Origin of the sequence: Bradyrhizobium sp. AUGA SZCCT0105 (assembly GCF_018129565.1) — a bacterium.
GTDB lineage: Bacteria > Pseudomonadota > Alphaproteobacteria > Rhizobiales > Xanthobacteraceae > Bradyrhizobium.
On sequence record NZ_JAFCMK010000001.1, the window covers coordinates 1520611 to 1534683 of the forward strand.

General features: G+C 64.5%; 11 protein-coding genes. 10 read left to right on the plus strand and 1 reads right to left on the minus strand.

Going from position 1 to position 14073, the window contains the following annotated elements; genetic code table 11:
- The first annotated feature begins 83 nt into the window (after positions 1-83).
- The 4 genes from JQ573_RS06905 (at position 84) to JQ573_RS06920 (ending at position 6562) form a co-directional block, all read left to right on the plus strand.
- A complete protein-coding gene (locus JQ573_RS06905; protein ID WP_212311124.1) occupies positions 84-1466 on the plus strand; it encodes an ethanolamine ammonia-lyase subunit EutB in 1383 nt (460 codons plus the stop codon).
- A 128-nt stretch (positions 1467-1594) separates the two neighbouring features.
- The gene (locus tag JQ573_RS06910; RefSeq protein WP_212311123.1) at positions 1595-3181 is read left to right on the plus strand and encodes a B12-binding domain-containing radical SAM protein; all 1587 of its coding nucleotides are present in this window, start codon (positions 1595-1597) and stop codon (positions 3179-3181) included.
- A 4-nt stretch (positions 3182-3185) separates the two neighbouring features.
- Positions 3186-3980, plus strand: a complete 795-nt coding sequence (eutC, locus tag JQ573_RS06915) for an ethanolamine ammonia-lyase subunit EutC (RefSeq protein ID WP_212311122.1) — start codon at positions 3186-3188, stop codon at positions 3978-3980.
- 197 nt (positions 3981-4177) lie between these two features.
- Positions 4178-6562, plus strand: a complete 2385-nt coding sequence (locus JQ573_RS06920; RefSeq protein WP_212311121.1) for an RND family transporter — start codon at positions 4178-4180, stop codon at positions 6560-6562.
- A gap of 91 nt (positions 6563-6653) precedes the next feature.
- Here JQ573_RS06920 and JQ573_RS06925 read toward each other — a convergent pair whose 3' ends face one another.
- Positions 6654-7157, minus strand: coding sequence for a hypothetical protein (locus JQ573_RS06925; RefSeq protein WP_212311120.1), 504 nt, complete (start codon positions 7155-7157; stop codon positions 6654-6656).
- A 405-nt stretch (positions 7158-7562) separates the two neighbouring features.
- Here JQ573_RS06925 and JQ573_RS06930 point away from each other — a divergent pair, with 405 nt between their 5' ends.
- From JQ573_RS06930 to JQ573_RS06955, 6 genes are all read left to right on the plus strand, one after another.
- Positions 7563-7799: a hypothetical protein gene (locus JQ573_RS06930; protein ID WP_097670565.1), complete on the plus strand. Its 237-nt coding sequence runs from the start codon at positions 7563-7565 to the stop codon at positions 7797-7799.
- Between the two features lie 196 nt (positions 7800-7995).
- Positions 7996-8874, plus strand: a complete 879-nt coding sequence (gene hpnC, locus JQ573_RS06935; protein ID WP_212311119.1) for a squalene synthase HpnC — start codon at positions 7996-7998, stop codon at positions 8872-8874.
- The gene (gene hpnD, locus JQ573_RS06940; protein WP_212311118.1) at positions 8871-9707 is read left to right on the plus strand and encodes a presqualene diphosphate synthase HpnD; all 837 of its coding nucleotides are present in this window, start codon (positions 8871-8873) and stop codon (positions 9705-9707) included. Before hpnC ends, hpnD begins: the two co-directional genes overlap by 4 nt.
- Positions 9707-10957, plus strand: a complete 1251-nt coding sequence (hpnE, locus tag JQ573_RS06945) for a hydroxysqualene dehydroxylase HpnE (protein WP_212311117.1) — start codon at positions 9707-9709, stop codon at positions 10955-10957. Before hpnD ends, hpnE begins: the two co-directional genes overlap by 1 nt.
- Before the next feature lie 66 nt (positions 10958-11023).
- Entirely contained in the window at positions 11024-12985 is a 1962-nt protein-coding gene (shc, locus tag JQ573_RS06950) for a squalene--hopene cyclase (protein WP_212311116.1), read from the plus strand.
- A complete protein-coding gene (locus JQ573_RS06955; RefSeq protein WP_409334636.1) occupies positions 12982-13737 on the plus strand; it encodes a phosphorylase in 756 nt (251 codons plus the stop codon). Before shc ends, JQ573_RS06955 begins: the two co-directional genes overlap by 4 nt.
- Positions 13738-14073 lie beyond the last annotated feature (336 nt).

Here is a 14073-nt window from a genome sequence, read left to right on the forward strand (position 1 = left end):
CCGGCGCACCGGGCGAAGCTGATGGCACGGCTTTCGCAAAGAGGTGCTAGGTTACGCCGTCCCCAGCCTCGACGCGAATCCCCATGCTCTATCGTCACACCATCGACGCCACCAGTTATGCATTCGACGATCTGCGCATCCTGCTTGCCAAGGCCTCGCCGCTGCGGTCCGGCGACCGTTTGGCCGGCATCGCGGCCGACAGTGCCGCGGAGATGATCGCCGCGCGGCTGGCGCTTGCCAACGTTCCGCTCAAGCAATTCCTCGATGAGCCTGTCATCCCCTATGAGGACGATGAAGTCACCCGCCTGATCCTCGACAGCCACGACGTTGCCGGCTTCCTGCCGGTGTCGTCGCTCACCGTCGGCGGCTTCCGCGACTGGCTGCTGTCGGATGTCGCCACCAGTGAGGTGATCAACCGGATCTCGCGCGGCATCACGCCGGAGATGGCGGCGGCAGTGTCGAAGCTGATGCGCAACCAGGATCTGATCCTGGTTGCGAAGAAATGCGAGGTGACGACCCGCTTCCGCAACACCATCGGCTTGCGCGGGCGAATGAGCACGCGACTGCAGCCGAACCATCCGTTCGACGATGCCAAGGGCATCACCGCCTCGATCCTCGACGGACTGCTGCTCGGATCGGGCGACGCTTGCATCGGCATCAATCCGGCAAGCGACGATCCGAACGTCATCGGCACCCTGCTGCGGCTGCTGGACGACGTCATCACCCGGCTCGGGATTCCGACGCAGGGCTGCGTGCTGACCCATGTCACGACCACGCTCGGCCTGATCGGGCAGGGGCTGCCGATCGACCTCGTGTTCCAGTCGATCGCTGGCACCGAGGCGGCCAACCGCAGTTTCGGCGTCGACCTCTCGTTGCTCCGGGAGGCACGGGAAGCCGGGCTGTCGCTCCACCGCGGCACGGTCGGCGACAACGTCATGTATTTCGAGACCGGGCAGGGCTCGGCACTTTCGGCCAACGCCCATCACCAGGTCGACCAGCAGACCTGCGAGGCTCGGGCCTATGCGGTGGCGCGGGCGTTCGATCCGCTGCTCGTCAACAGCGTGGTCGGCTTCATCGGTCCGGAATACCTCTATGACGGCAAGGAAATCATCCGCGCCGGGCTCGAGGATCACTTCTGCGGCAAGCTGCTCGGCCTGCCGCTCGGGATCGACGTCTGCTACACCAACCACGCCGAAGCCGATCAGGACGACATGGACAATCTCCTGACGCTGCTTGCGGCCGCCGGCGTGAACTTCATCATGGGCGTGCCGGGCGCCGATGACGTGATGCTGAACTATCAGTCGACATCGTTTCACGATGCGCTCTACATCCGCGACCTGTTCGGCCTGAAGCGGGCGCCCGAATTCGACGACTGGCTGGCGCGCGTCGGCCTTGCCGGGCAGGATTTCCGCCTCGTTGCCGATGCGGGGCAGCTGCCCGAGCTCGCCGCCAGGCTGTTGACCTGACGGGATAGCGAAATTCTGCAGAGCAACTATCTCACCGTTGTGACGTTGGTAAGCGCCACAATGTTGAAGAATTTCTGGCCCAGCGTTCCACGCTATGGTTAGATTTGCGGGTGCTTCGGGGTCGATTGATGAGAGCTGAGGGCATAAAGACAGCACGGCGTATCCTCTGCGTCTTTCCGCGCTATACGTCGTCCTTTGGGACCTTCGAGCACTCCTATCCTCTGACCGACGGCGTCAAGGCGTTCATGCCGCCGCAGGGCCTGCTGCTGATCGCCGCATACCTCCCCGAGAACTGGCCGGTCCGCTTCGTCGACGAGAATCTGCGTCCGGCCACAGCGGAGGATTTCGAGTGGGCGGAAGCCGTGTTCGTCAGCGGTATGCACATCCAGCGCCAGCAGATGAACGATATCTGCCACCGTGCGCATGACCATGACCTGGTGGTCGCGATCGGCGGTCCGTCGGTCAGTGCCTGTCCGGACTACTATCCCGCATTCGACTACCTTCATGTCGGCGAGCTCGGCGATGCGACCAATGAGCTGATCAGGCGTCTGGAGCAGGACACCAGTCGTCCCGACGAGCAGGTGGTGCTGAAGACCATCGACCGCCTGCCGATGACGGAATTCCCGCTGCCGGCCTATGAGCTCGCCGAAACCAAGAAGTACTTCCTCGGCAGCATCCAGTTCTCCTCGGGCTGCCCCTATCAGTGCGAGTTCTGCGACATCCCCGGGCTCTATGGCCGCAATCCGCGGCTGAAGTCGCCGCAGCAGATCATCGCCGAACTCGACAAGCTGCGCGCCTGCGGCGCGACCGACACCGTCTATTTCGTCGACGACAACTTCATCGGCAACCGCAAGGCGGCGAGCGATCTGCTGCCGCATCTGATCGAGTGGCAGAAGCGGACCGGCTATGTCACGCGCCTTGCCTGCGAGGCGACGCTCAACATCGCCAAGCGGCCCGAGATCCTGGAGAAGATGCGCGAGGCCTTCTTCGTGACGATCTTCGTCGGCATCGAGACGCCCGATCCCGACGCATTGAAGGCCATGCACAAGGATCAGAACATGATGGTTCCGATCCTGGAGGGCGTGCGCACCATCAACTCCTTCGGCATGGAGGTCGTCTCCGGCATCATCATGGGGCTCGATACCGACAAGCCCCAGACCGCTGACGCGCTGCTCTCCTTCGTCGAGGAGTCCCGGATTCCGCTTCTGACCATCAACCTGCTGCAGGCGCTGCCGAAGACGCCGCTGTGGGATCGGCTCGAAAAGGCAGGAAGGCTGGTCGATGACGAGGGCCGTGACTCCAATGTCGAGTTCCTGCTGCCCTACGAGGACGTGGTCAGCTCCTGGCGCAAATGCATGGAGATCGCCTACCAGCCCGAGAAGCTGTTCGAGCGCTATTTGCATCAATGCAACTACACCTATGCCAACCGCATCAAGGTGCCGGTCAGCCCTGAGATGAAGAGCTGGGCCAACATCCGGCGCGGCCTGATAATGCTGCGCAACATCTTCTGGAAGGTCGGCGTGCTCGGCGACTACAAGCGCGTGTTCTGGAAGTTTGCGCTCGGCCGGCTCAAGCGCGGCGACATTGAAGGGTTGATCTCGGCGACGCTGGTTGCGCATCATCTGATCACGTTTGCGCGTGCAGCCTCCAGCGGCCGGCAGAACGCCTCGAACTACTCGATCCGGCTGCGCGAGGCTTCCGTACCCGCCGAATGACAGCATGACCACACCGCCGGCGCCATCGCCCCCGTCGCTTTCCGATTTGCGGGATCTCACGCCGGCGCGCGTCGGTCTCGGCCGGTTCGGGGCCAGCCTGCCGACCGATGCGCTGCTCTCGTTCACGCTCGATCACGCCCGCGCTCGCGACGCCGTTCACGCAGCCTTCGATGTCAGCGGCATTACGGCCGGTCTTGCCGGCCTCGGCATCACGCCGCGCGAGGTGTCGAGCCAGGCGCCAGGCCGGCGCGACTATCTGCGCCGGCCCGATCTCGGACGCATGCTGGACTCAGCATCGCGACGGTCGCTGGAAGGGTGCGGCATCACCGCATGCTCCTGCGCCATTGTGATCGGCGACGGCCTGTCGCCGGCCGCGGTCAATGTGCACGCTGTCGAATTGATCCGGCATCTCTTGCCGCGGCTTGCGGCCGACGGGATCGACACCGGTGCGGTGGTCGTCGCGTCAGGCGCGCGCGTCGCGCTCGGTGACGAGATCGGCGCCATCGTCGGTGCGCGCATGTTGGTGATGCTGATCGGCGAGCGGCCCGGCCTTTCCGCGCCCGACAGCCTTGGTGCCTATCTCACCTTCGCGCCGCGGATCGGCCTCACCGATGCCGACCGCAACTGCATCTCCAACATCCACCGTGCCGGGCTGAGCTATCCGGAAGCCGCATTCAGGATCTCGTGGCTTGTGCGCGAGGGACTGGCACGCCAGGTGACCGGGGTCGCGTTGAAAGATGAAAGCGGCGGTGGATCGTCACAGAATGCGCTACTGGGGTGTGACAAATCAGATACTTAATGGTGGGGATCAGCGGTTCCCCGCCGATTTGGTTCGACCCTCGCGCTTGCGAGCAAAGGTGCAGACAGGTAAAACACGCGCCGGTCAATATTCGCGTGTTTTCAAGGACTAGCGCCGATAAGCCGCGCTCACCCGCCTCATTCGCGCCCCTCGACCCAAGCTAGACAGATTGAGCCGTTTTCAGAACTGGACAGGGCATGCTCGAAAAGAACTCCGAAAGTCAGGTCCACGTCGAGAAGGTCGAAGAGCCGCGGTCGGGCCCCAGCATCGCGTTCGGGATCGAGCGTCTCGGCCTGATCCCGATGCGGGCGCCGATCCTGTCCTGTGTCGTGCTCGTCCTGTTGTTGATCGGCGCGGTGTTCGGCGTGCACCGGATCAAGATCGACGACTCGCTGTCGCAGCTGTTCCGTTCCGAATCAAAGGACTACAAGCAATATGAGGCGGTGACCAAGCGCTTCCCGGCGACCGAGTTCGACGTCCTCGTCGTGGTCGAAGGCAAGACGCTGCTCGAACGCGACAATCTCGGCAAGCTCCGTGACATGGTCACAGACCTGCAGCTCGTCGAGGGCGTGCGCGGCCTGGTGTCGCTGTTCTCGGCGCGCCAGGCGCCCGAGCCCGGCAAGCTGCCGGCGGCGCTGTTCCCCAATGAACTCCCCGAGGGCGCGGCCTATGACAAGTTCGTCGAGACCGTCAAAAGCAACGAGATCATCCGCGGCAAGCTGTTGTCGGAGGATGGCACGCTCGCGCTGGTCGTGCTGTCGCTCGAGCCGGAGGTGGTCGGCAGCAACAAGCTCAGCAAGGTGGTCGGCGACATCAGGAAGATCATGGCCGACGATCTCGGCGGCAGCGGGCTCAATGCCCAGCTGTCCGGCGTGCCGGTCATGCAGCTCGAGATCCGCAATGCGGTCGAGCGCGACGGCCTGACCTACAACATCCTCGGCATCCTCGCCGGCTGCGTCATCGCCATCATCTTCTTCCGCAAGATTTCCTTCATGGTGGCGGCGGCGTTCCCGCCGATGATCGCGATCCTGCTCGCGCTCGGCGGCCTCGGCTGGGCAAATTTCAATCTCAACATGTTCCTCAACGTGATGACGCCGCTCATCATGGTGATCAGCTTCTCCGACTCGATGCAGTTGACATTCGCGGCGCGCGATCGGCTGATCGCGGGCCAGGACAAGTTCACCGCGTTCAAGAACGCGGTGCTGGTGGTCGGCCCGGCCTGCGTGCTGACGCACGGCACGGCGGGGATTTCCTTCATCGCGTTGCAGTTCTCGGATTCCGACCTGATCCGCAAGTTCGGCGAGGCCGGGCTTGCGGCGACCATCATCGCGCTGGTCGCTGTGCTGTCGCTGGTGCCGGTGTTCGGCATCCTGCTGGTGCGCAACGAGAAGGTCTTCGCGGTCAAGTTCCAGAGCGCGGACGCCGGCGTGCAGGCGCTGCGCAATTTCTGCTACTGGATCGCGGTGCGCATGGTCGGCCGTCCCGGGCTGTTCAGCCTGCTCGCGCTGATCGTCGTCGGCGGCCTCGGCATCATCTACGCCAATCTGGAGCCGCGCTACCGGCTCGCCGACCAGGTGCCGGACAAGCGGCAGGCGGTGGAGGCGTCGAGCCGGCTCGACGCCAAGCTGACCGGCGCCAATCCGGTCGACGTGCTGATCGAATTTCCCAAGGGCCAATCGCTCTACTCGCCGGAGACGCTGAAGACGATCGCCGACGTTCACGCGATGGTCGAGGACAGCGCCGGCGTCGGCAACGTCTGGTCGCTGGAAACCCTGCGGCGCTGGCTCGCCGAGAAGGCCGGCAGCAATGATGTCGCGACGCTGAAGGAATATGTCAGCGTGATTCCCGAGCATCTGGTGCGCCGCTTCATCTCGAAGGATCAGGATGCCGTCGTGGTGTCGGGCCGCGTCCCGGATCTCGATTCCAGCCAGCTGCTTCCGGTGGTGAACAAGCTCGATCACTCGCTGGACAAGGTGCGTGCCGAGCATCCCGGCTACGAGATCGCGGTCACCGGCCTGTCGGTGATTGCCGCGCGCAACAGCGCCAACATGATCGAGAAGCTCAACCGCGGCCTCACCGTGGAGTTCGCGCTGGTCGCGATCTTCATCGGGCTCGCGTTCCGCTCGGTCGTGGTGATGTTCTCCTGTATCCTGCCCGGCATCTTCCCGGTGGTGCTGTCAGGCACGGTGCTGTGGCTGCTCGGGGAGGGGCTGCAATTCGCCAGCGTCGTGGCGTTGACCGTGTCGTTCGGCCTCGGCCTCAGCGCCACCATCCACTTCCTCAATCGCCTGCGGCTGGAGACCAAGCCCGGTGTCACGCCGGAGCTTGCAGTGGAGCGCGCCACCGTGCTGGTCGGCCCCGCGCTGATCCTGACCACGGTGGTGCTGGCCTGCGGCCTCGTCGTCACCGTGTTCTCCGACCTGCCGTCGCTGCGGCTGTTCGGTTGGCTCAGCGCGTTCTCGATGGTCGCGGCCCTGGTCGCGGACCTCTTCATCCTACGGCCGACCTCGATGTTCCTGATCAACCTGTCGCAAAAGCTCCGCGGCAAGGGCGGCCAACCGGCGCCGATTGAAAAGGCCTGATCGACGGGCAACAAAGACTCGCAACAAAAAGCCCGGTTCCGAAGTGCTCGGAACCGGGCTTTTTTGTTTGCCTGCCAAATCGGCCGGAGGGTCAGGTCTTCGTCATGGTGATCGTGACGCCGCGGATCTCGCCCTTGGAGTCGATCTGCACGACCTGCTTGGAGCCGTTGGTCTGCAGGTTCAGGTTGGCGGCAAAGCCGGAGGCCTCGACGAACACGTCGATCCGCCCGCCGCCCGCGGTGCCCTGTAAATTGCCGAAGATGTTGCGGCTGGCCTCGCTCCAGTTGCCGGAGATCCGGTCGCCCTGGCTGGTGACGTCGCTGGAGAGGTCGAACTTGTAGCTGTCGCTCGCACAATGCAGCGACTGCTTCAGATTCATGCCCGATGGCGCGACCTTGTAGTCCGCCTTGCAACGAATGCGTTCGGTCGTGCCGTTGGACAACGCCACCGTGCCCGATCCGGTCCACGAGCCGGCAAAACCGGCAAACGGACCGCTGGCCTGGGCATGGACTGCGGAGGCAGACAGCATCAATGCGGCGCCGACGCCTACAGCTCTGAGGGCCTGACCATAAAGGCTGGAACCAAACAGTTTCATTGTGAATTTTCCCATCAAAATCAACGCTTCTTTCGCAAGAAAGCGTCTCGCCGCATCGAAGGTTTAGTGTCACCCAAGAATGTTAGGTTCAAACGACAGAAGCGGCGTGCGCGAGCCCTGTTGTCATCGAACAGAATCAGAAACCATTGGCCTCATGATGGCATGTAGCTTTGCGCGAGTGTGATCCGCAATACCCAAACGCGACAAAGTGATGGCATGAATCGTTGTGTTAAATCAATGGCTTAAGCAGGGGTTTACAGCGCCGCAAATTTAGCCGCATTTAGCAGTGCTTGTCGTCAATCCGTTGCCGCGTTACGTGGCGTCTGCAATCCCCCAAATCCGTCCCGGCCATGCCGAAACGCGTTTCGGGAACAGATTTTCTGCTGTCGGAAATGAAGGAATACGATGCGTAAATTTCTCCTGGCTGTTGCCGTGTTGTCGATCCCGCTCTCGTCCAGCGCCTTCGCCCAGCAGCAAGGGCGCGGTACGCCCGATGAGCAGAAGGCCTGCACGCGTGACGTGCAGCGTCACTGCCGTTCCGTGATCGATCAGGGCGACTTCACCATCCTCGCCTGTCTGCAGCAGAACCGCAGCAAGATCAGCGCCGCCTGCGACCAGGTGCTGAAGACCCACGGCCAATAAGACCGAATTCAGGTCTCAAGGGACCGCTATCAATACCGCGGCTGGCAGCCATGCCGGCCGCGGTCACATATGCTGGCGGTCACAGATAGCATTGGTTTTGGTGGCGTATTCCCCTATATGGGGCTCGCAAATCCCCCGCATGCGCCTGACCGTCCGCGCCTGCGTCGTGCCATGACCAGTGTAGCCCAAATTTCCCATGACCACCGCGAGCGACCTGCGATCCGGAAAGACCCACCGCGACGAGAATTTTCCGGTCGCGTCGTGGATCATTCATCCGCGGCATCGTGCCCTGATCCTGGCCTTCTACAATTTCGTCCGCACCGCCGACGATATCGCCGATCACGCCACGCTGCCCGCCGAAGAGAAGCTGCGCTATCTCGACCTCATGGAGGCCGAGCTGCTCGGCAATGGCGATAGCCAGAAGGAAGCGGTCAGCCTGCGCCGCGCCTTTGCCGAGCGCGGCATGCCGCCGCGGCATGCGCTCGACGTGCTGGTGGCGTTCCGGCTCGACGTCACCAAACTGCGCTACGAAAACTGGGACGACGTGATCGATTATTGCCGTTACTCGGCGATGCCGGTCGGGCGCTTCATGCTCGACGTGCACGGCGAGGATATTTCGACCTGGGCGGCGTCGGACGCGCTCTGCGCCGGATTGCAGATCAACAACCATCTGCAGGACTGCGGCAAGGACTACCGGAACCTGAACCGCGTCTATCTGCCGCGCGATGCGCTGGCCGCTACGGGTGCGACCGTCGAGATGCTCGGCGAGGCGAAGTCGCAGCCGGCCCTGCTCAAATGCCTGCAGGCGCTCGCGCTGCGCACCGCGGCGCTGCTCGAGCAGAGCAAGTCGCTCGCCGCCGAAGTGAAGGATTTCCGGCTAGGGCTCGAGATCTCGGTGATCCAGGCGTTCGCCGACAAGATCGTCAACATGCTGAAGGTGCGCGACCCGCTCAGTGAGCGCGTGCATCTGGGCCCGGTCGAACTGCTGCTGCAGAGCCTTGGCGGCGTCGCCGGCGAGACGGCGCGGCGGGCGATCGGACGGCGTGCGGTCTCCAAGACGGCGGCAGGGGCATGAGTGCTGAGGCGGCGGCCAACGCAAATTACGGAAGCACCGCGTCGGGCAGCTCGTTCTATGCCGCGATGCGCATCCTGCCGCACGCGCAGCGCGAGGCGATGTTCCAGATCTACAGCTTCTGCCGGCAGGTCGACGACATCGCCGATTCCGACGGTCCGCGGCCGGAGCGCCTGGCCGCCTTGCAGCAGTGGCGCGAAGATATCGATGCGCTCTATGCGGGGCATCCGCCGGAGCGGCTGAGGGACTATGTCGCGTCGGTGAAGGCCTTCGGCCTGAAGCGCGAGGATTTCGTCGCGATCGTCGACGGCATGGAGATGGACGTGCCGCAGGACATCCGCGCGCCCGATCTTGCGACGCTCGACCTGTATTGCGATCGCGTCGCGAGCGCGGTCGGCCGGCTGTCGGTACGCGTGTTCGGCCTGCCCGAGGAGGACGGCATCGAGCTCGCCTACCATCTCGGCCGCGCGCTGCAGCTCACCAACATCCTGCGCGACATCGACGAGGATGCCGGTCTCGGCCGGCTCTATCTGCCGCGCGAATGGCTCTGGCATGCCGGCATCACTAACAACGACCCGGCCCGCGTCACCGCCGACCGCGCGCTGCCGAAAGTCTGCGCGCCGCTTGCCGAGCGCGCCAAGATGCACTTCCAGAAGTCCGACGAGATCATGAAGCGCAATTCGCGCCGCGCGGTGCGTGCGCCGCGGATCATGTCGAAATACTACCGCGCGATCCTCGATCTCCTGATCGCGCGCGGCTTTGCCGCTCCGCGTGAGCCGGTGCGTGTGTCCAAGGCAGCCAAGATCGGCATTCTTCTTCGTTACGCGATCATCTGATGCAAAAGACCGTTCATATCATCGGTGCCGGTATTTCCGGCCTCTCCGCGGCCGTGCGGCTCGCCAATGGCGGCTACAAGGTTGCCGTCCACGAGGCGACGCAGCAGGCCGGCGGCCGCTGCCGTTCCTATTTCGATGCCGCCACCAATCTCACCATCGACAACGGCAACCATCTGCTGCTGTCGGGCAACCGCCATGCGCTGAGCTACGCGCGTTCGATCGGCACCGAGGCGGGCCTCGTGGGACCTGCGCGCGCGCAGTTTCCGTTCGTCGATCTGGCCACCGGCCAGCGCTGGCAGCTCGACCTCGGCGACTCCCGCCTGCCGCTGTGGGTGTTCGACGAGGCGCGCCGTGTCCCGGACACCGGCCTGCGCGATTATCTCGCATTGGCGCCGCTGGCCTGGGCCGGCACCGCGGCACTGGTCGGCAACACCATTCCCTGCAAGGGCACGCTGTATGACCGCCTGGTGCAGCCGCTGCTGCTCGCCGCATTGAACGTCGATCCGCCGGAGGGCTCGGCCGGGCTAGCCGGCGCCATCGTGCGCGAGACGCTGCTCGCCGGCGGGCAGGCCTGCCGTCCGCTGATCGCGCGTGATGGCCTGAGCTCGGTGCTGATCGAGCCGGCCGTGAAGCTGCTGCAGGAGCGGGGCCACAGCGTCCAGTTCAGTCACGAATTGCGTACGCTTGGCATATCGGGTGATCGCATTAGCGAGCTCGACTTCGGCGGTGGCGACAAGATCACGCTGGCGGCCGACGATGCCGTGGTGCTCGCGGTGCCGCCGCGCGCGGCGGCAACCCTGCTGCCCGGCCTGAAAACCCCGACCAAATTCCGCGCCATCGTGAACGCGCATTTCCGCGTCGATCCGCCGCGCGACGCCGCGCCCATTCTCGGCGTGGTCGGCGGCCTCGTGGAGTGGCTGTTCGCGTTCCCGCAGCGGCTGTCGGTTACGATCAGCAACGGCGACCGCCTGGTCGACATGCCGCGCGAGGAGCTCGCGCAGGCGATCTGGCGGGACATCTGCAAGGCATCCGGCGTTTCCGGCGACTTGCCGCCGTGGCAGATCGTGCGCGAGCGCCGCGCCACATTTGAGGCGACGCCGGAGCAGAACGCCCTGCGTCCGGGGCCCACGACGGCGCAAAAAAACCTGTTCCTTGCCGGCGACTGGACTGCTACCGGGTTGCCGGCAACCATCGAGGGGTCGGTGCGGTCGGGTGATCGCGCCGCAGATCTGGTTCTGGCCAGGCGCTAGATTCGACCTGTTAAGCGGCCGCGGCTTTCGATCAGCCGGTCCGCAATGAAGAGGATATCGAGCGAAATGCTTTCGAGAGATCACAGCGTCGCAGTCGATCCGGTCGCGCTGGAGAAGAGCATCTCCAAGGCAACCGAAGCGCTGCTCGGCTATCGCCAGTCCGACGGGCACTGGATATTCGAGCTCGAGGCCGACAGCACCATCCCGGCCGAGTACATCCTGCTGCGTCACTACCTGGCCGAGCCCGTCGACGCCGCGCTCGAGGCCAAGCTCGGCAACTATCTGCGCCGCGTCCAGGGCGCGCATGGCGGCTGGCCGCTGGTGCATGACGGCCCGTTCGACATGAGCGCCAGCGTGAAGTCGTACTTCGCGCTGAAGATGATCGGCGACTCCGTCGACGCGCCGCACATGGTGCGGGCGCGCGAGGCGATCCGTTTGCGCGGCGGGGCTTCGGGCAGCAACGTGTTCACGCGCTTCATGCTTGCGCTCTATGGCGTCGTGACCTGGCGCGCGACGCCGGTGCTGCCGATCGAGATCATGCTGCTGCCGATGTGGTCGCCGTTCCACATCAACAAGATCTCCTACTGGGCGCGCACCACCATGGTGCCGCTGATGGTGCTCGCTGCGCTGAAGCCGCGCGCCAAGAATCCGAAGGGCGTCGGCATCGACGAATTGTTCCTGGAGGATCCGAAATCGGTCCGCATGGCGCCGAAGGCGCCGCATCAGAGCGCAGGCTGGTTCTATCTGTTCCGCTCGCTCGACGCCGTGCTGCGCGTGATCGAGCCGATGTTTCCGAGGCGCCTGCGCCAGCGCGCGATCGACGCCGCGCTCGCCTTCACCGAAGAGCGGTTGAACGGCGAAGACGGCATGGGCGCGATCTATCCGCCGATGGCCAACATCGTCATGATGTATGAGGCGCTCGGCAAGGACGAGAATTTCCCGCCGCGCGCCGTCACCCGCCGCGGCATCGACAAGCTGCTGGTGGTCGGCGAGCACGAGGCCTATTGCCAGCCCTGCGTCTCGCCGGTGTGGGACACCGCGCTGACCTGTCATGCGCTGCAGGAAGCGGGCGGCGACGATACGCTCGCCAAGGCCAAGCAGGGGCTCGACTGGCTGAAGCCGCGCCAGGTGCTGGAGCTGAAGGGCGACTGGGCGGTCAAGGCGCCGGGTGTCCGTCCCGGCGGCTGGGCGTTCCAGTACAACAACGATCACTATCCCGATCTCGACGACACCGCGGTGGTCGTGATGGCGATGGACCGCGTGCGGCGTCACAGCGGAACCAGGGAATATGACGAGGCGATCGCGCGCGGCCGCGAGTGGATCGAGGGGCTGCAGAGCCGCGACGGCGGCTGGGCGGCGTTCGACGCCAACAATCTCGAATATTACCTCAACAACATCCCGTTCTCCGATCACGGCGCCTTGCTCGATCCGCCGACCGAGGATGTCACGGCGCGCTGCATCTCGATGCTGGGCCAGCTCGGCGAGACCGCGGAGAGCAGCAAGGCGATGGCCGACGGTATCGCCTATCTGCGCCGCACCCAGCTCGCCGAGGGCTCCTGGTACGGCCGCTGGGGCCTGAATTACGTCTACGGCACCTGGTCGGTGCTCTCCGCGCTAAATGTCGCAGGGATCGATCGCAACGACCCGATGATTCGGAAAGCGGTCGATTGGCTGGCGTCAGTCCAGAATCAGGACGGTGGCTGGGGCGAGGACGCCGTCAGTTACCGGCTGGATTACAAGGGTTATGAAGTTGCGCCGTCGACCTCCTCGCAAACGGCATGGGCCTTGCTTGGATTGATGGCGGCCGGAGAGGTCGAAAATCCCGCCGTTGCGCGGGGGGTGGAGTACCTAAAGGCAACACAGACGGAAAAAGGGCTGTGGGACGAGCAGCGATACACAGCTACGGGGTTTCCGCGGGTATTTTACTTGCGATATCATGGCTACTCGAAGTTCTTTCCGCTCTGGGCGCTGGCGCGGTATCGGAATTTGAGAAGCACCAATAGCAGGGTGGTAGGGGTCGGGATGTGATTGTTGAGGCGGGGGCCGCCGAGACCGTGGGCAGTAGAATTGATCCTCGGCCGGTATTGATTGTGACTGGATTGGTGCAGGAGGCCCGCATCGCAGCCGGTCCCGGCATGATCGTGATCTGCAGCTCGAGCGATCCGCAGCAGCTGCGTGAATTGCTGGCGACGCTGGATCCGACGAGCTTCCGCGGCGTGATTTCGTTCGGCGTGGCCGGCGGGCTCGATCCGTCGCTCAAGTCGGGCGACGTCGTGGTCGCGACCGAAGTGATGTCCGGCGATACCCGTTTCCTGGCCGCATCCGCCCTGAACGAAGAGATGATCGCCAGCGCCGCGCTGAAGCGCCGCCGGATCGTCCGCGGCGGGCTTGCCGGCGTCGAGCAGGTGATCGCGGCGAAGGCCTGCAAGGCCGCCCTACGCTCGATGACGGGCGCAGCCGCAGTCGACATGGAAAGCCACATCGCGGCAGCCTATGCCGCCAAGGCGGGCGTTCCATTCGCCGCGCTGCGCGTGATCAGCGATCCCGCGCACCGGGCGCTGCCCGAGCTTGCGAAATCCGCGGTGAAGCCGAACGGCGACATCGACCTGCGCAAGGTGCTGCGCGGCATCGTGCGCAATCCGCGGACGCTGCGGGCACTGGTGTCGACCGGTATCGATTTCAATCGCGCGCTGCGCTCGCTGCGCAGCTGCCGCGGCTTCCTGCTCGGCAGCGACGTGCTGATGCCGGTGGACGATGTCTTGGTGGCGAAGGCGGCCTGATCCAGCTGTCCCGGGCCAGGACAGCGTTGCTCGCCGCACCGAGCTCAAAACAATCAACCTCAAAAATAGAGGCCCGATCGCATCGCGATCGGGCCTTTTGCTTTGGTGCCTGATGGTTTGGTTCGATGTCACGCCGGTCCGGGTTCCGGGCGTTCAGCGGGCGATTTGCCGGGCGTGCATTTGCCGGCTTGCGGGCGGGTGACCCTCGAGGCCTGTTCCTGCCTGCGCGTGGCACGGCAAGTCTCCGATGATCCTGCAAGCCCAGCCACGGCGTCCGCGGGCGGTGTGCGCCGTCCTGCGACCTCGGATCGCCCCGTGGATGCTTGACAGATACCG